The 17,926-nt window shown below is 66.6% G+C and carries 12 protein-coding genes, 1 tRNA gene and 2 pseudogenes; 11 read left to right on the top strand and 4 right to left on the bottom strand.

What is annotated here, in order from left to right; genetic code table 11:
• Positions 1-984 (bottom strand): selenide, water dikinase SelD, encoded by a 984-nt coding sequence (gene selD, locus H7K34_RS24130; protein WP_264064501.1) that lies wholly within the window; start codon positions 982-984, stop codon positions 1-3.
• A 258-nt stretch (positions 985-1,242) separates the two neighbouring features.
• Between selD and H7K34_RS24125 the strand changes: the two genes are divergently transcribed.
• The 7 genes and pseudogenes from H7K34_RS24125 (at position 1,243) to H7K34_RS24095 (ending at position 9,447) form a co-directional block, all read left to right on the top strand.
• Positions 1,243-1,338 (top strand) — tRNA-Sec (locus tag H7K34_RS24125).
• Between the two features lie 29 nt (positions 1,339-1,367).
• Positions 1,368-2,687 (top strand): L-seryl-tRNA(Sec) selenium transferase, encoded by a 1,320-nt coding sequence (gene selA, locus H7K34_RS24120; protein ID WP_264064500.1) that lies wholly within the window; start codon positions 1,368-1,370, stop codon positions 2,685-2,687.
• Positions 2,687-4,479: pseudogene (selB, locus tag H7K34_RS24115) on the top strand (selenocysteine-specific translation elongation factor). The gene selA and the pseudogene selB overlap by 1 nt, the downstream one beginning before the upstream one ends.
• Before the next feature lie 44 nt (positions 4,480-4,523).
• The gene (locus tag H7K34_RS24110) at positions 4,524-5,471 is read left to right on the top strand and encodes an NAD(P)/FAD-dependent oxidoreductase (protein ID WP_264064499.1); all 948 of its coding nucleotides are present in this window, start codon (positions 4,524-4,526) and stop codon (positions 5,469-5,471) included.
• A gap of 182 nt (positions 5,472-5,653) precedes the next feature.
• Positions 5,654-6,982 (top strand): sensor histidine kinase, encoded by a 1,329-nt coding sequence (locus H7K34_RS24105; RefSeq protein ID WP_264064858.1) that lies wholly within the window; start codon positions 5,654-5,656, stop codon positions 6,980-6,982.
• Positions 6,983-7,286: 304 nt separating this feature from the next.
• Complete coding sequence (locus H7K34_RS24100; RefSeq protein WP_264064498.1) at positions 7,287-8,792, top strand: SulP family inorganic anion transporter; 1,506 nt, start codon at positions 7,287-7,289, stop codon at positions 8,790-8,792.
• A gap of 70 nt (positions 8,793-8,862) precedes the next feature.
• Positions 8,863-9,447 (top strand): class I SAM-dependent methyltransferase, encoded by a 585-nt coding sequence (locus H7K34_RS24095; RefSeq protein WP_308205460.1) that lies wholly within the window; start codon positions 8,863-8,865, stop codon positions 9,445-9,447.
• Positions 9,448-9,601: 154 nt separating this feature from the next.
• On the opposite strand, the gene H7K34_RS24090 is transcribed toward H7K34_RS24095, so the two are convergent.
• The 3 genes and pseudogenes from H7K34_RS24090 to H7K34_RS24080 all read right to left on the bottom strand — a co-directional run bounded on the left by H7K34_RS24090 (position 9,602) and on the right by H7K34_RS24080 (position 13,147).
• Positions 9,602-9,979 (bottom strand): hypothetical protein, encoded by a 378-nt coding sequence (locus H7K34_RS24090; protein WP_264064496.1) that lies wholly within the window; start codon positions 9,977-9,979, stop codon positions 9,602-9,604.
• 49 nt (positions 9,980-10,028) lie between these two features.
• Complete coding sequence (locus H7K34_RS24085; RefSeq protein ID WP_264064495.1) at positions 10,029-11,378, bottom strand: aromatic ring-hydroxylating oxygenase subunit alpha; 1,350 nt, start codon at positions 11,376-11,378, stop codon at positions 10,029-10,031.
• 10 nt (positions 11,379-11,388) lie between these two features.
• Positions 11,389-13,147, bottom strand: a pseudogene (locus H7K34_RS24080) (N-acyl-D-amino-acid deacylase family protein).
• 283 nt (positions 13,148-13,430) lie between these two features.
• On the opposite strand from H7K34_RS24080, the gene H7K34_RS24075 reads away from it, so the two are divergent.
• From H7K34_RS24075 to H7K34_RS24060, 4 genes are all read left to right on the top strand, one after another.
• Positions 13,431-14,570, top strand: a complete 1,140-nt coding sequence (locus H7K34_RS24075; protein ID WP_372510846.1) for a catalase family peroxidase — start codon at positions 13,431-13,433, stop codon at positions 14,568-14,570.
• Positions 14,567-15,166 carry a cytochrome b gene (locus tag H7K34_RS24070; RefSeq protein ID WP_264064493.1) on the top strand — a complete coding sequence of 200 codons (600 nt, stop codon included), beginning with the start codon at positions 14,567-14,569 and terminating at the stop codon, positions 15,164-15,166. Before H7K34_RS24075 ends, H7K34_RS24070 begins: the two co-directional genes overlap by 4 nt.
• Before the next feature lie 141 nt (positions 15,167-15,307).
• Positions 15,308-16,144 (top strand): helix-turn-helix domain-containing protein, encoded by an 837-nt coding sequence (locus H7K34_RS24065; protein ID WP_264064492.1) that lies wholly within the window; start codon positions 15,308-15,310, stop codon positions 16,142-16,144.
• A 105-nt stretch (positions 16,145-16,249) separates the two neighbouring features.
• Positions 16,250-17,881 carry a GMC family oxidoreductase gene (locus H7K34_RS24060; protein WP_264064491.1) on the top strand — a complete coding sequence of 544 codons (1,632 nt, stop codon included), beginning with the start codon at positions 16,250-16,252 and terminating at the stop codon, positions 17,879-17,881.
• Positions 17,882-17,926 lie beyond the last annotated feature (45 nt).

The following is a 17,926-nucleotide window of genomic DNA, read 5'->3' as shown; positions in this document are numbered from 1 at the left end:
CTAGCGGACCTCGATGCCCTCGCCCGCGACGGTGTGGCCGATCACCGGGTGACCCGGTAGCTCGCCAACCACGAGCAGACCACCCGAGGTTTGCGCATCGGCGAGCAGCAGCAGGTCGTCTTCGGTTACGCCGGCGCCGGGACGCAGATGCGGGCGAACCCAATCGAGGTTGCGCCGAGTCCCGCCGGACACGAAGCCGTCGCGCAGCGCCTCGCGTCCCACGTCGAGCACCGGTACCGCAGTGTGATCGATGACGGCCCCCAGCTTTGAGGCCCGGCACATCTTGTACAGGTGGCCGAGCAACCCGAAGCCGGTCACATCCGTGGCCGCACGCACACCCGCTGCCAGCGCGGCCTCGGCGGCGTCGCGGTTTAGCCGGGTCATCGTCGCGATCGCCTCCGCGAACACCTGACCGGTCTGCTTGTGCCGATTGTTGATCAGCCCGATACCAAGCGGCTTGGTGAGGGTCAGTGGCAGGCCCGGCCGGGCGGCGTCGTTGCGCAGCAATCGGTCTGGGTCTGCCACACCGGTCACCGCCATACCGTACTTCGGCTCGGGGTCGTCGATGGAGTGGCCGCCGATCACCGGGCAGCCCGCCTCGGCGGCCACCGCCAGCCCGCCGCGCAGCACCTCGGTCATCAGCTCGAGGGGCAGCACGTCGCGCGGCCAGCCGACCAGGTTGATCGCGACCACCGGGCGTCCGCCCATCGCGTAGACATCGGACAGCGCGTTGGCCGCGGCGATCCGGCCCCAGTCGTAGGCATCGTCGACGACTGGTGTGAAGAAGTCCGCCGTGGACAGCACGGCAAGATCGCCAACCAGCACCGCGGCCGCGTCGTCGCCGTCATCGAGCCCGACCAGGACGTTCCCGCTGGTCTGTCTGACCAGGCCGCGGACCGCTTCCTCGAGCTCACCGGGCGGGATCTTGCAGGCACAGCCACCGCCGTGCGCATAGCCGGTGAGCCGCGTCCGGATCTGGGTCATGCCACGAGCCTACGAGCAGCTGGCCGGCCCACAATCTGCCCGCCTCGCGGCGACAACTGTCAACGTCGTCACACGCTTCTGCGCGTGTGCGTTCCGCTCGTTGCGTGTGCGCCTAGGGCGGTGACACGCCAGGCGAGGCCGCCACACCCGCACACTCGACGCCCTAGCCGCACCCGCAACGCGGTACCAGCGTGTCGACGGTTTGTCGTTCGGAGCCGGGCCGATCGGTATCGGCGCAGACCAAGCTACGTTGTGCAGGGAGGCGTTTGGGTTCCTGGTGGTCCCCCCGGTCTTCAAAACCGGTGAGATCGAGTATCTCGGTCTGGCGGGTTCGATTCCCGTCCGCCTCCGCCAGTCGCGGACCAAGGAGGTCGAGGAGGCAAGTGAAACAGGTCGACCCGCGCCGCCTGATTCCGCGCACAGATCAAATGCTTGGGCTTCCGCCGGTGCAGCAGGCGCGAGAGCGGCTGGGCGAGCAAGCGGTCAGGGTCGTGGTGCGTGACGTCCAAGACCGGGCCCGCCGCGGAGACCTGCCGCCCGATCAGGTGCAGGACGCGGTGCTGGCGGCCCTGGCCGCGCACCGGAACACGAGGTTGCGGCCCGTGCTCAACGCCACCGGTGTCGTCGTGCACACCAATTTGGGTCGTGCGCCGTTGGCCGCGAGCGCGGTCGAAGCATTGGTGTCCGCGAGCGGCTACGTCGACGTGGAACTCGACCTCGCCACCGGCACCCGGTCCAAGCGCGCCGTCGCCCTTCGCCAAGCACTGCTGGATGCCTGCCCCGCGGCCGAGGACGCGTTGGTGGTCAACAACGGCGCCGCCGCGCTGGTGCTGGCTACCACGGCGCTGGCGGCCGGCGGTGAGGTAGTGGTGAGCCGCGGCGAACTGATCGAGATAGGCGCCGGTTTCCGGCTGCCCGACCTGATCGCCTCCACCGGCGCCCGCCTGCGCGAGGTCGGTACCACCAACCGCACCCACCTGAAGGACTACGCCGACGCGATCGGGCCGCAAACCGGATGCCTATTGAAGGTGCACCAAAGCAACTTCCGGGTGCAGGGGTTCACCTCCGCCGTCCCGGTGTCCGAGCTGCGGGCGCTGGCCGCCGAGAAGCGGGTGCCTTTGGTCGTCGACCTCGGCAGCGGGCTGCTTGCCCCCGATCCGCTGCTGGCCGACGAGCCCGACGCCGCCACCACGCTGTCCGAGGGCGCCGACGTGGTGACCGCCAGCGGCGACAAATTGCTCGGCGGGCCACAGGCCGGCATCGTGCTCGGCCACGCGGAGATGGTGACCCGGATGGCGCGGCATCCGCTGGCGCGCGCGGTTCGAGCCGACAAGCTCACCCTCGCTGCGCTGGAGGCGACGGTGCGGGCCGGCACGTCACCGGTGACGCAGGCCCTGCATGCCGACGCCGATCGGTTGCGGCTGCGCGCCCAGCGTCTCGCCGACGCGGTCGGTGCGCCCGTCGTCGCGCACGACGGGCGGGTCGGCGGCGGTGGAGCCCCGGGGGTGCCATTACCCGGCTGGGCGGTTCGTCTCCCCGAGACCGCGGCCGCCGCCTTGCGTGCGGGCGACCCCGCGGTGCTGCCGCGCGTGCACGACGGTGCCTGCCTGCTGGATCTGCGCTGCATCCCCGAGTCCGACGACGATCGGCTGCTGGACGCGGTCCGTACCGCGTTGGCAACAATGCCCGAGGCGGACCGCTGATCACCCACGTCGTCGCCACCGCCGGCCACGTCGACCACGGCAAGAGCACCCTCATCCGCACCCTGACCGGAATGCAGCCCGATCGGTGGGAGGAGGAGCGGCGCCGCGGCCTGACCATCGACCTCGGCTTCGCCTGGACCACGTTGCCGTCGGGCCGCGAGGTGGCCTTCGTCGACGTGCCCGGGCACCAGCGCTTCCTGGCCAACACTCTGGCCGGTCTCGGCCCCGCGCCGGTGGTCTGCTTCGTCGTCGCCGCGGACGAGGGCTGGCAGGCACAGTCCGGCGACCACCGCGATGCGCTCGCGGCGCTGGGAATCCGGCACGGCCTCATCGTGATCAGCCGGGCCGACCGGGCGCCGGACCGTGCCGTCGCGGCTCTGGCGCAGGCCCGCGACGAGCTGGCGGGCACCGGACTGGCAGACGCGCCCGGTGTCATTGCGTCCGCGGTCGACGGGACCGGGCTGGCCGAGTTGCGCGCCACCCTGGACCGCGTCCTGGGGCAGCTGCCCGCGCCCGATACCACCGCTCGGGTGCGATTGTGGGTCGATCGCTCCTTCACGATCACCGGCGCGGGCACCGTGGTGACCGGAACGCTCACGGCCGCACCGTGGCTCGCGGCGACCGGCTGGACTTGCTCGGCGCGGACCAGCAGCAGTCGGTGGTGATCCGCGGTCTGCAGAGCCGGGGCGAGCCGTATCCCACGCTGGACCCGGTGGCCCGGGTGGCACTCAACCTGCGCGGCGTCTCGCGCGATGTGATCCATCGCGGGCATGCCCTGGTCACGCCGGACGCGTGGCCGAGCACCGGCACCCTCGACGTGCGCCGCACCACCGGCGGCTCGTTGACCGAGGCACCGGCGCAACTCGTGGTGCATGTCGGCACCGCCGCGGTGCCGGCGCGGCTGCGGCCGTTCGACGACGACCATGGCCGGCTCACACTCGACCGGCGATTGCCGCTGGTGCTCGGCGACCGATTGGTGCTGCGCGACCCGGGCAGCCAGCGCGTGCTCGGTGGAGCTCTGGTGCTCGATGCCGATGCCCCGGCGTTGCGGCGCCGTGGCGACGGAACCCGCCGCGCCGCGTTCCTGAGTGGCATGAACGCCGCCGGTGACGTCGGCGCCGAGGTGGCTCGGCGCGGTGCGGTGCGGGAAAGTCACCTGCGCCGGCTGGGGCTGCTGTCGTCACCGGACGCAGTACCCGCGGGAGTGCGGGTGCTCGACGGCTGGTGGGTACACGGCGCGACGTATGACGCTTGGCGGCGGCGGTTACGCTCCGCGGTAGAGGAGCTGCATACGCGAGATCCATTGGCAAAGGGGCTATCTCGTGGTGCTGCAGGTTACCTGCTGGCCCTGCCGGATGAGTCGCTGCTCGACGCTGTCGCCCGCGATGCGGGACTCGAGCAGGCAGGCGGCCACCTTCGAGTGGCCGGCGCCGGCGACGACCTCGGTGGCGCCGAGGCCGCGGTGGCCGAGTTGGAAGCGCGACTGCGGGCCGAACCCTTCGGTGCGCCGGAGGTCGACGACCTGTCGGCGCTCAAGCTCAGTGGCCGCGAGCTGGCCGCGGCCGAGCGTGCCGGTCGGGTGCTGCGGCTACGCGACGGGGTGGTGCTGTTGCCCACTGCACCGGCACTGGCGATGCGCGAGTTGGCCCGGCTGGACCAACCGTTCACCACGAGCCAGGCGCGCCAGGCGCTGCGCACCACGCGGCGGGTGGCGATTCCGTTGCTGGAACACCTCGACGCCCGCGGCTGGACCCGCCGGCTGGACGCAGGTCATCGCGAGGTGGTCCGTTGAGCCACCAATTCCATTGCCGCGCCCAGCATTAAGGAGGTTGACGAATGATCATTGTCGTTGGTGCGGGAATTTGCGGACTGGCCGCCGCCTACGAGCTGGCGCGGCGGGGCGAGCCCACGGTCGTGTTCGAACGCGGTGAGCCGTTCGCCGAGCAGTCCGCGGGCCTGGCGCGCATCTTCCGGATCGCACATCAGCGCCCAGCGCTGTGCAGACTGGCCATCTCGGCGCGCGCCGGCTGGCAGCGCTGGGAGAGCGAGCTCGCCGCCGGGCGGCTGCTGGGTTCGGAAGGCTTCATCGCGGCAGCTCCACCCGAGGAGACCGCGACGGCGATGACCGAGGCCGGTGCCGAGTTCTGCTGGCTTGACCGCCGCGAGATCGAGGCCCGGATCCCCTTCGTCGCCGCTCCGTGGGAAGCCGGGATCTTCGATCCCCTCGGCGGCAGCCTGCGTATCCGCCGTGCGCTTGCCGCCGTCGCGGCCCGGGTTGAGATCCGGCCCGGCCACGTTGTCTCGCTCGGCGACGACGGCTCGGTCCGGTTGGCGGACGGCACCGTGACGCGCGGCGACCAAGTCCTGGTTTGTGTGGGAGCCCAGACACCAGACCTGTGCGGCCCGGTCGATGTGCAGTTCGTCCCGCACACCCGTTTCACCTACCAAGGCGCCGACGCCTCCGGTGCCGCCTGCCTGGCCGCGCCGCAAGGTTACGGCTTGGCGCTGGGCAGCACGGGCCGTTGGGCGTTCGGCCAGGAAACGCCGGAGCCGGCCAGCGTGCGCGCTCTTTTCCCGTCGCTGTCCCCGGTAGGCCAGGTGGACTGCGTCTCGGTTCGCGCTCCGTGGCTGGACGCGGGCGGCGATGGGTGGATGGCGTGCCGCCGCGGCCGCGTCGTTGCATTCGTCGGAAGCAACCTGATGAAGTTCGGCCCGCTGCTCGGCGAACTCCTCGCGCAGGCCGCGCTCGGCGGCGGGCTGCCCAGCGCGTTGACCCTTTCGTGATTTGAGTATCGGTGCATCGCAACATATTTCACTTCGACCGGCGCCACAGCCAGCTCAACATGTCACCGCCGTAGCGCAGTGCCGCGACCCGGTAAGCGGTCAATGGGCGATGATGGTCGTGAAGCAGCAGTAGCTCAGTGAGGGAGCCCGACATTCGCGCGTTGAGAAAAATCCGGCTGCCGATGCGGGTGTTGTCGTTGCGCACCATCGTCATCGTCTCGCAACTAGGCGTGATCGCCGTCGTCGTCACGCTGGGCGTATGGGTGTGGGTCGGTGTCACCAATGACCAATACAGCCAGCTCGATCGCCGGCTGGACTCCGTGAGCAGCCTCGGCGACATCAACACGCTGCTCAACAGCCCGCAACAGAACACGCCCGACCGGCCCACGCCGGACGGCAACCTGGTTCGCACCGCACGCATCGGGCCCGTGACGGTGTCCGCGCCCAGCGACATCGTCTTGCCCAAACTCGCCAACGGCTACGCCAACACCACTATTCACGGCGTGCAGTACCGGGTGCGTACCTTCGAGGCGGGTTCGGCCTCGATTGCGCTGGCCGCCCCGCTGGCCGAGGCGCAGCATCGGATCAACGAACTGCACCTGCGGGTGCTGTTGATCTGCGCCGGCGTCATCGGCGGCACGTTCCTGGTCGGCTGGGTGATTTCGTTGATCATGGTCAATCCCTTCCTGCTACTGGCCCGCCAAGCCCGTGCCATCAACGCCCAGTCCAGCCCCGACGAGGTCCAGGTCCGCGGTGTGCGGGAGGCCGTCGAGATCGCCGAATCGGTCGAGCAGATGCTGGCCCGCATCGGCAACGAACAACAGCGCACCAAGGCCGCACTCGAATCGGCACGCGACTTCGCCGCCGTCGCCTCACACGAGCTGCGCACCCCGCTGACCGCGATGCGCACCAACCTGGAAGTGCTGTCCACCCTGGAGCTGGCCGCCGAGCAGCGCGAGGAAGTCATCGGCGACGTCATCCGCACCCAGAGCCGCATCGAAGCCACGCTGACGGCGCTGGAGAGACTGGCGCAGGGCCAGCTGACCACCATCGACGACTTCGTTCCGTTCGACATCACCGAGCTTTTGGATCGTGCCGCGCATGACGCGCTGCGCGTCTACCCGGACGTGGAGGTGGCGCTGGTGCCGTCGCCCACCGTGTTGATGGTGGGACTGCCCACGGGTCTGCGGCTGGTGATCGACAACGCCATCGCCAACACCGTCAAACATGGTGGTGCTTCCAAGATTCAACTCACCGTGAGCAGTTCGGGCGAAGGCGTCCAAATCGCGATCGACGACAACGGCACCGGCGTTCCCGAATCCGAACGCACCGCGGTGTTCGAACGCTTCTCCCGCGGGTCGACGGCATCGCGTTCAGGCTCCGGGCTCGGACTCGCACTGGTTGCCCAACAGGCCGAATTGCATGGCGGGCGCGCATCCCTACACGCCAGCCCGCTGGGCGGGACGCAACTTCTGTTGAAGTTGGCCGGTGACGGGCGCGGCCCCGGCTGAGTCAAATACATTTCAAATATATGGTGGGCCAAAAGGTTTAAAAAACGGGTCTAACGTGACGGCACATTACGAATTCGTCACAGGCCGGCCACAAAGATTTGCATTCCATATGCGCGCGGCTGGTCCAGTTGACCCGCGCTGATAGCGCACATACCTTCAAACAGAAGCCCAGGCGAAACCCAGCCGAACAACGGAGTTGGTGACTAGTGTAATCGCCTGTGTGCCAGCCTGTTACGTCGACGCTAACTATCGCAGGGGCGATACTTTCTGACGTCCCCCCATAAGCTCAACCAGGGAGGTACCGATGCAACTGATCGAACAGCATCGGGCCGCGTCATTCAAGAGCCGGCTACGCCCGGTGCTACGACACGACTTGTCCGCGTCACTCGTGGTCTTCTTGGTCGCACTGCCGTTGTCGCTGGGAATCGCGATCGCTTCCGATGCGCCGGTACTCGCCGGCCTGATCGCTGCCATCGTTGGTGGAATCGTGGGCGGAGCCATCGGCGGCTCGCCGCTGCAGGTGAGCGGGCCCGCCGCCGGCCTAACTGTCGTAGTGGCCGACCTTATCGGTCAATTTGGTTGGAAAATAACGTGTTTCATTACTGTGTGCGCGGGAATCATGCAGGTTCTGTTGGGGTTCAGCCGGGTTGCGCGTGCCGCCCTTGCCATCGCGCCGGTCGTCGTGCACGCCATGCTGGCCGGAATCGGCATTACCATCGCACGTCAGCAGGTTCATGTGTTGCTGGGTGGCGAATCCAAAAGCAGCGCGTGGAGCAATGTCATTGAGCTCCCGCACCAAATCATCAACGCGCATCGGCCCGGAGTCCTGTTGGGCCTGCTCGTCATTGGCATCATGATCGCCTGGCGATGGGCCCCCGCCAAAGTGGCGTCAGTTCCGGGTCCGCTGGTGGCAATTGTGGTGGCGACGATCGTGTCGCTGGTTTTTCCGTTCCACGTCTCCCGGATCGAGCTGGACGGGTCGGTGCTGGAGGCGCTGCAACTGCCGCGCATCCCTGACGGAAATTGGGGCGCCGTCGTCATCGGCATCATCACCGTGACACTGATCACCAGCGTGCAGAGCCTGCTGACGGCGGTGTCGATCGACAGCATGCACCATGGCCCTCGGACCGACTTCAACCGCGAGTTGATCGGACAGGGTGCTTCCAACATTGTGTCGGGGGCGATCGGCGGCCTGCCCATCGCCGGTGTCATCGTGCGTAGCGCGGCCAATGTCAATGCGGGCGCGAAGACCCGAGCCGCGACGATCCTGCACGGCTTCTGGATCCTGCTGTTCGCTCTTCCGTTCGCGGAGTTGGTCGAACAAATCCCGAGCGCGGCACTCGCCGGTCTGCTGATTGTCATCGGGATGCAGCTGTTGGCGCCGGCTCATATTGAAACAGCTTTGAAGACAGGCGATTTGACCGTCTACCTGGTGACCGTCGTGGCCGTCGTGTTCCTCAATCTGCTACACGGCGTGATGATCGGATTCGCTCTAGCCATCGCCCTGACCGGGTGGCGGGTGATCCGCACCAAGATCGTGGCCAAGCCCGCGGGCGACGAATGGCGGGTAGTTGTCCAGGGAGCGTGCACGTTCCTTGCCCTGCCCCGGCTCACTCGGGTGTTGGCGTCCGTTCCGGAGGGCACCACGGTCACCGTCCACCTGCTGGTCAGCTACATGGATCACGCCGCGCACCAAGCAATTAGCGATTGGCAGCGGCAACATCACGCGACGGGCGGGGCGGTTGAAATCCACGGTGTGGTGGAGCTGGGCCGTCCGATGCCGGTCGAGGCTGTTCCAGACCCGGTCTAGCGCAGTCGAGATTACTTAGGGTACCCTAACTAGATTGACCACGTTAGGAGGCCCGATGCCAACGGCCTGGATGAAAGCCCTGCTGCACAAGCGGCGCAACAAGGGGGCCGCGCCCTATCCGCATCAAGCGGCATTCCTGCTCAACAATCCGCTGCGCCGGATCATTTCCAACCCGGCGCGCAAGGTCGACAACATCGGTCTGACCGGATCTGAGCGCGTGCTGGAAGTCGGGCCCGGTCCGGGCTTCTACAGCGTGCAGATCGCGCGCCGCCTCACCTACGGACGACTCGACTTGTTCGACCTCCAACCCGAGATGCTAGAGAAGGCCGGGCGGCAACTCGAGCTGGCAGGATTCCCCGACGTCGGTTTCGCGGCAGGCGAGGCAAGCGACGGATTTCCCTACCCTGACCACACTTTCGACGTTGCTTTTCTGGCGGCAGTGATCGGGGAGGTGCCGGACAAGTCGGCGTGCATTCGGTCGCTGGGCCGGGTACTCAAGCCGGGCGGAAAGCTGGTCTTCGCCGAAGCCTTTCCCGATCCGGACCGGATGAGTGTTGGGGAACTGCGCGAACTCGTCGAACCCGAGAACTTCGAATTAGTCCTGGCGACCGGCAATCGATGGCACGACGTCGTAAGCTTCCGCACGCGCGCCTGAACTCCGTACCAACGGCGTCCCAACGCTTCTGCTGTGCACCAACGGTTTTGAGTGTGCCCCCACAGAGGGCTCGACGGGCGTGTCGCCGCCCTGGATGCACACGCGAAGCCCAGGACGCGCACTCGACAAAAAGGGGGCGCTGACGCCGGATGCCCTACAGGGGCGTCTGGTCGGCGAGGTTGAGCATCACGTAGGCAAGGCAGAACAGGAAGTTCAGGACAAGCAGAATCATCCCGGCAAACATCAAGGAGCGGGTGCCCTGACGTTGTAGGTGTCTGCGCTTCGCGTCGCGCTCGTCGCGCTTTATCTGGGTCGCAATGAGGGCGAAATTGACATCGGTCACCTCTTCGTCAGTGACCGGCATACCCGCGAGCATCTGCTGGAGACGAACCGGCCCGGTGTCGACACCGACGTCCGCGAAAGTACGGCATAGCCGTCGCGCCCGCCTCTCGCCGACGATCTGATATTGCATATGCAACCGGTATGGCAGCTGTCCTCGTTCGTCACCACAGGGATTCGACGCGGTCGTCACAAGCCGGAAGTCTAGACCTGTTGCGGCCCTTTCGGGAGGCGCTCGCCGATTAAATTGGCGGCCCGGATTTGCTGGGTTCCGGTATGCCCCCGGTCATCCGGTCGGGTGCCGGTAGGTCGAGGTAGCGCTCGAGATTGCGGTGCATGTTGATCACCCGACGCTCCTCGCCGGAGAGCACTACGTGGGTGAATCCGGGTTGATGCATGCCGCGCTGGAGACCCGGGAGCACGCGGATGTCCTGGGTGAGTACCAGGCCCGGTTCGGCTTCCCCGGCGCTCCTGCGAACGTCCGTCGGCTTGTTGCGCGCCGCGCCCGGAGCCATCCGCGTCATCAAGAACATGACCAATTCACCGTTGTCGGGATCTGGTCCGGGACGCGAGCACATGATCGTCAAGTGGTCGGCGTTAGCCAAAAGTGTCATGTTCGGAAACACGTTGTACTGGTGCAGCCGGGTGATCCGGTCGGTGTCGGCCCAGTCGAGGCTTACCCCCCGGGAAGCCGCGAAATCCCGGGTGCGTGCCGCGATCGCCTCCTGGACCGTCTGCCCGGGGTCGGCGGGAAACGGCGTGCCTTCGGCCACGCCCATCAGCGCACCCTGGGTGTATACGTAAGCATCCCAGACCTCTTCGTCGCTCAACGCACCGTCGAAGCGCGGGCTTTGCACACCGTAGGGCTGGTCGGACTTGCCGGTATGGCCCCAGATTTGTTGCGGTGCATGGATGTCGTCGACGCAGCGCAGTAGTTCAGGATGCAGGGTCTGGATGTGGTAGGTCTCGCTGTAGCCGTCGGCGATGGTCTTCCAGTTCGCCTCGACCTCGACCGTGAGAGTCGCGTAACACCGGAAGTCCTCCAGATGACACCACGCGATGTCATCGGGCATCTCCTCTAGATACTCGGCCAGCGGCATCGCATTGATGTCGAGATTGACGAAGACGAGCCCTTCCCAACTTTCGGCCAAGGCCTCGACCAGTGGGAAGTCGGACATGCGCAGCGCGCCGAAGCCCTTGCGATTGGGCACCCGCTTGAGCGTGCCGGCCAGGTCCCAGGTCCAACCGTGATAGCCGCATTTGAGCTCACGCAGTCCCGAACCCGATCCCACGCACAGTGAGTTACCGCGATGCCGACAGGCATTCTGGAATGCGCGCAGCACGCCGTCGTCGCCGCGGACGATCAGCACCGCGTAAGGGCCGCAACCGTATTCGAAGTAGTCGCCCGGCTCGCCGACGTGGTCGACCATGCAGGCGACCTGCCACACCCGCGGCCACATTCGCTCGATCTCGAGTTGTGCGAATGCCGCAGAGTAGTACCGCTCGGCCGGCACCAGCGTCGGACTTTCGGGCGGGGTGCCGATAGCATCCTCGTCCCGGGTGCGTGCTGGATTGCCGGCAGCCGCTGTCACTGATGCAGCCCTAGCGCGCTCCGCGCACCAGGCGGCCGGGGCGGGCTCCGGTGTCGATATCTTTGCGACGGGTCACCGTGCCGCTGACGATGGTCGCCGCGTATCCGCTTGCGCCCTGCAGGATCCGGTTGCCGCCGGCCGGCAGGTCGAACGCCATCGCCGCGGGGTGCAGCGTCAGCGCATTCATGTCGATGACGTTGATGTCGGCCTTCTTGCCCCGCTCGATGGTGCCTCGATCGGTGAGACCGAACAGGTGAGCGGTGTCGCGATTGCTTGCGGATCACGTACTCCAGCGACAGTTTCTCGCCGCGGTGCCGGTCACGCGCCCAGTGCGTGAGCAGAAAGGTGGGATAGGAAGCGTCACAGATCATCCCGCAGTGGGCGCCGCCGTCGGACAGCCCGAGCACGCCGGCGGGGTGCAGCATCATCTCGCGGATCGCGTCGTGATTGCCCTCGGCGTAGTTGAACAGCGGCAGCATCAACATGGCGGTCGCGTCCTGTTCGAGCATCAGGTCGTACAGGGTCGACAGCGGGTCTTCGCCGCGGGCTTTGGCGATGGCCGCGACGGTGCGCTCCGGGGTGGGCTCGTAGTCCGGCGGGTTGCCGAGCGCGTACAGCCGTTTCAGGGAGTGCTGTACCAAGGCGAACATTCCGTCGAACAACAGGTTCGGATCGACGGGCAGGTCCTCATCGGACAGGATCGCGGCCTTCACTGCGGGGTCGGCCAGCCGCTGCGCGAGCTCCTCGCGGCTGCACTCCGCCTTCAGCCGGCGGAAGGTGGGCCGGTGGCTGAAGCCGTTGTGGCCCTGGAACCCGAACATCATGCCGAACGGCCGCGCCGCGATCTGGGGGTACAGCCGGCTGCCCGCCGCGTGCGCATCCGCGGACAGGTCCAGCATTTCGCGCCACAATTTCGGATCGGCGTCGACCTGGATCAGAGCAAACGACACTGGCCGGTCGATCTCGCCGCTCAACCGCCGCATCCATTCCAGTTCCTTCTTCGGGGCAACGATGTCCTCGCCCGCGGATCCCTGCGGAGCCAGCTCGAACACCGCCTGGCCCCCGGCCGCCATCGCGCGGCCAAGACCGAACAGCTCGTCTTCGGCGGCAAACGTGCCGGGCACCGGCTCGCCGTCCATCGCCCGGTGCCCCATCGTGCGCGACGTCGAGAACCCGAGCGCGCCGGCTTCGATCGCCTCGGTGACCAGTCGGCCCATCGCTTTGATGTCCTCGGGGGTGGCCGGCTCATTACGTGCCCCGCGCTCACCCATCGCGTAGGCGCGGATGGCGCCGTGGGCGACCTGGCTGCCCACGTCGATCGCGAACTTGTGCTTGCCGATTACGTCGAGGTATTCGGGATAGGTCTCCCAGGCCCAGTCGATGCCCTCGGTGAGCGCGGTGCCGGGGATATCCTCCACACCCTCCATCAGTTCGATCAGCCATTGCTCGCTGCCGGGCCGCACCGGCGCGAAGCCGACACCGCAGTTGCCGGTCACGATCGTCGTGACGCCGTGGCCGCTGGAAGGCTCGAGCAAACTGTCCCAGCTCACCTGGCCGTCGTAGTGGGTGTGGATGTCCACGAAACCGGGGGCCACCACATGCCCTGTTGCGTCGATGGTTTCAGCAGCCTCGCCACCCATTTCGGGGTCATCGGCACCACGTCGGACAACATCGACGATCTGGCCGTCCTTGATGCCGATATCGGCGCGGTAGCGCTCGGCGCCAGTGCCGTCGACAACGGTTCCACCGGTGATCTTGAGATCGAACACGAGTCTCCTCCGAGTCTCTTCGGGGTCGCCATGGGCTGGCTGGCCGGAGATGGTGGACGCGAGACCGGGGTGCACCCGGCCTCGGCCGCCCATTACGCTACGCCTCGGAGCGTAAATAGTGAAGGTCTTCGTGAGAGTTGAACGAATCCTCTTGCCGCGTCGTGGTCCGCCTTGTGTGCAGCGGTAGCCCCTAAGAGTTGCGCACCAAAACAGCCCATGGATTGAATTGCCTTCAGCGACTTAGTTCCACGCTGCGCGGCAGTAACGGAAAGGACGGTGGGCCATGGAGCCCGCTGATCGTGATCGCGAGCCGCAGGATCGGCCCCACGAAACACAGTCTCCTCAACGCCGCTTCGGCGCACTCACCCGGCGCGGCGCGCTCTTGGGGATGGGTGCGGTGGCCGGCGTCGCCGCCGTGGACGTGGGCGGGTTCGCCTACGCGGGCGGATGGCTGCGGCCCGACGACTTGACCCCACCGCGCTTCGCCGATCGCTTCGAACACGTCTTCGGCCGCCACGATGGGTTTCGGCGTAATCACGCCAAAGGGCTCAGCGCGACGGGATCGTTCGCGAGCACGGGGGCAGGCGCGGCCATCTGCCGGGCAGCGGTCTTCCAGCAGGGCAGTGTTCCGGTGATCGGCCGGTTTTCACTGGGCGGGGGTCTGCCCGACCAGAGCGACAAGCCTGACACGGTCCGCGGTCTGGGGTTGGTCTTCCAGACTCCCAACGGCCAGCAGTGGCGCACCGCGATGGTGAGCTTTCCGGTGTTCACCGATCGCACTCCGGAAGGCTTCTACGAGCGGTTGCTCGCATCCAAACCCGTTGCCGCAACCGGCAAACCCGATCCGCAGCAGATGGCCGCATTCCTCGGCCGGCATCCCGAGACGGTTGCTGCACTGAAAATCATCAAGCAGACGCCGCCGAGCGCAGGCTTCGCGGACAGCGCGTTTCACGGTCTGAATGCCTTCTACTTCACCAACAGCGCCGGCGCGACTGTGCCGGTGCGCTGGTCGTTGGTGTCCCTGCAGACCGCAGGGCAGGCAGCTGCCCCGCCGGCGGCTTCGGTCGGCAAGGACTACTTGTTCAACGACCTCATCCACGCGGTGGCGCAGCGGCCGCTGACGTGGCGGCTCGTTCTGACCATCGGCCAGCCGGGCGATCCGACTAACGATGCCACCAGGCCCTGGCCGCAATCGCGGCGGTCGATCGACGCCGGCACCATCACCATCGCCGGGGTGCAGACCGAGGAAGCGGGCAACGCTCGCGACATCAACTTCGACCCGACGGTGCTGCCCGACGGCATCACCGTGTCCGACGACCCGCTGCTCGCTGCGCGGTCGGCCGTTTACGCGCGCTCGTTCACCCGCCGTGCCGAAGAACCCAAGTCGGCCAGCGAGGTCAACGTCCGCCAGGTGCTGTCATGACCGGCGGCAAGATCGAAACCGCAGACGCATCAACACGTTTCACCCTTGCGTCCCGGCTTCTGCACTGGACGATGGCGCCAATGGTCGTCGCGCAGCTGCTCATTGGCGTGATCATGATCGCGTCGCTGAGCTACTACCCGTTGCTATTAGCCATCCACCGGCCGTTGGGTGTGGCGATCCTGATTTTCGCGATTGTGCGGCTGGCGAATCGGCTTACGCACCGGCCGCCGGCGTTTTTGGCCACCATGAGCCGCGTCGAGCGGCGCATCGCGACGTGTTCGGAATACGCGCTTTACGGCTTGCTTCTGGTGCAGCCGGTGATCGGCTGGGCCACGCTGTCGGCAGCCAGGCTCCCGGTAACCCTGGTGGGGCCGGTTCGGCTGCCCGGCATCGCGCCGGTGAACCTGGATCTGTACGCGCTACTACGGGAGTGCCACGGGGTTTTCGCCTTTTTGCTGTTCGCGGCGTTTACCGCGCACATGTGCGCGGTGCTGTTCCATACGCTCGTGCTGCGGGACAGGCTGATCGATCGAATGGCACTGTGGCCCAACAGGTTGCGATCTGCGCGGCAGGGTGAAACAAAAATCGGCTCCTGAGGCGAGGCATCTGATCGGGATTCCCTTGGCCAGCAAGATGAATCGCCCACCGCACCCGGACTGCGGTGGGCGTACCGTCAGTACCTTTCCTGGTAGCAACGGGGTTACCCATGCTGGACGTGTTAGCGCTATCGTCGCCATATGCACGATACGCAGTCGTTGGCGACGTTTCTGCGCGCTCGCCGCGATTTGCTGAAGCCCGCCGACGTCGGGCTGGTAGAAGGTGAGCGCCGCCGGGTAGCGGGGTTGCGCCGCGAGGAAGTCGCGATGCTGGCCGGGATCAGCGCCGAGTACTACCTGCGACTCGAGCAAGGTCGCGAACGCCAGCCTTCCGATCAGGTGCTCGAGGGTTTGGCCAGCGCGCTACAGCTCAACGACGACGCCACCCAATACATGCGTAACCTGGCACACCCGGGGCCCCGCCGGCGACGGCGCGGCGGCACACCGGCCGAGAAGTTCGATCCCGGGCTGCAGACCCTGATCGACAATTGGCACCAGACCCCCGCATATATACAGAACCGGCAGATGACGATCCTGGCCGCCAACGCGATGGCGCGTGCGCTGTCGCCGTACTTCGCGCCGGGCATCAACCACATGCGGGCGGTATTTCTGGAACCCGGATTGCGCGACTGGGTCCGCAACTGGGACGACGTGACCTGCATTCTGACGTCATGGCTGCGCTACAACATCGCTGAGGAGAGCGCCGCCGATCCCGAACTGCAGTCCCTGATCGGTGAACTCAGCATCGCCAGCCAACGGTTCTGCACCCTGTGGGCCCGCCAGGAGGTCAAGCAGAAAACCCGCGGCCCGGCCGTGATCGACCATCCGCAGGTGGGCTTGCTGGAGCTGCGCTACCGCACCTTCGTGCTTCCCGATACCAAGCAGGTGCTGGTTACCTATTACGCCGAATCCGGCACGACGGCCGAGGAGAGGCTGCAATTGCTGTCCACCCTCATCGCCCCGCAACCGTCGCCGTGATCGCCGGCACGTAACTGACCGCGCAGCTACCAGTAGCGTCGCGGCCTGGCGGGTCTTCGTCACGCGCGAAATGCTGGACCCATACGTCTGGCAAAGGAGCGGTCGATGACCGTAGCGGGGGAGCGCGCAACCGATTCGCAAGACGCAGCGAACTTTTCGCAGCGCGTTCGGGCCAATCAACAACAACTCAGGGCTGCGCTGAAACCGCGCTATGACTTCATCGTCTGCGGCGCCGGCTCCGCTGGCTCGGTGGTGGCTCGACGATTGGCAGAGAATCTGGATGCCAGCGTGCTGTTGGTGGAAGCGGGCGGCTGCGACACCGTCCCGGCTGTCACGGAAGCAAGCCAGTGGCCGACCAACTTGGGAAGCAAACGGGACTGGGCCTTCCGAGCGGCGCCGAATCCGAGAATCAACGGGCGATCTGTTGCGGTGCCGATGGGCACAGTACTGGGCGGTGGATCCGCGGTCAACGTGATGGTTTGGGCCCGTGGGCATCGACTCGACTGGGACTTCTTCGCTGCCGAAGCTGCTGACCCGGCCTGGGGGTACGACGCGGTGCTCGAGATTTATCGCCGCATCGAAGACTGGCACGGACCCGCTGATCCGCTTCATCGCGGCACCGGCGGCCCGGTCTTCGTGCAGCCCGCTCCCGAACCGAGCCCACTGGCACCGGCCACCCTGGAGGCGGCCCGGTCGATCGGTATTCCCACGTACGAGAATCAGAACGGCCGCATGATGGAGGGCCCGGGCGGTGCGGCCATCGCCGATGTCCGATTGCGTAATGGCAAGCGGCAGTCCGTCTTCCGCTCCTACACGTACCCAGTGATGGACCGTCCGAACTTGACGGTGCTCACCGACGCGCTGGTGACCCGCGTGACGCTGGACGCAAACCGCGCGACCGGTGTCGAGATCTCTTACCGTGGTTCAACTCTGGCCATCGGGGCGGATTGCGAAGTCGTGCTCTCATTGGGGACGATGCACACGCCCAAGGTGCTGATGTATTCCGGCATCGGCGACGAAGCAGAACTGCGAAGTTCGGGAATCCCAGTACGCCAGCATCTTCCGGGTGTAGGACGCAACCTGCACGATCACGTCGCGCTCTACTGCGTGTGGCAGGACCGGACGCCGCTGCCGCCGCAGAACAACATGGCCGAGTCCACGGTGTACTGGACGGTGTCCAGCTCTGACGCTCCCGACGTGTTCATCTGCCAAGTCGAAGCGCCGTTGGGAACCGACGAGACCATCGCCCGGTTCGGCTTGCCCGACGCTGGGTGGACAATGGTCGCCGGCGTCGCGCATCCCAAAAGTCGCGGTCGCGTGCGGCTGACGGGTCCGAACCCTAATAGCCCAATCTGTATCGATACCAACACTTTCGGCGATCCCGATGACTTCAAAGCCGCCAATTGCGCGGTGCAGCTCAGCCGCGCAATCGCCAACGCGCCCGCGCTGGCGCCCTTCGTCAGCCGAGAGATCATGCCGGGCAGCCTCAAAGGTTGTGAACGCGACCAATTCGTCCGCGACGCCGCCACCAGTTATTGGCACCCGTGCGGCACCGCGAAGATGGGCCGTACCCGCGACGCCGTCGTCGACGCAGCGCTGCGGGTCTACGGGATCGAGAACCTGCGTATCGCGGATGCCTCGATCATGCCGCGAATCACCAGCGGCAATACCATGGCGCCATGCGTGATCATCGGCGAACGGGCCGCGGAGCTACTCATTGCCGACCATTCGCGCTGACGCGGACCGCAATTCGACACCGCCCCACGGCGCCCGGCTTTGCCA

This window comes from Mycobacterium montefiorense, assembly GCF_025823255.1.
GTDB lineage: Bacteria > Actinomycetota > Actinomycetes > Mycobacteriales > Mycobacteriaceae > Mycobacterium > Mycobacterium montefiorense.
The sequence above is the reverse complement of the archived record's forward strand: the minus strand, read 5'-3'. Positions and strand labels throughout refer to the sequence as shown.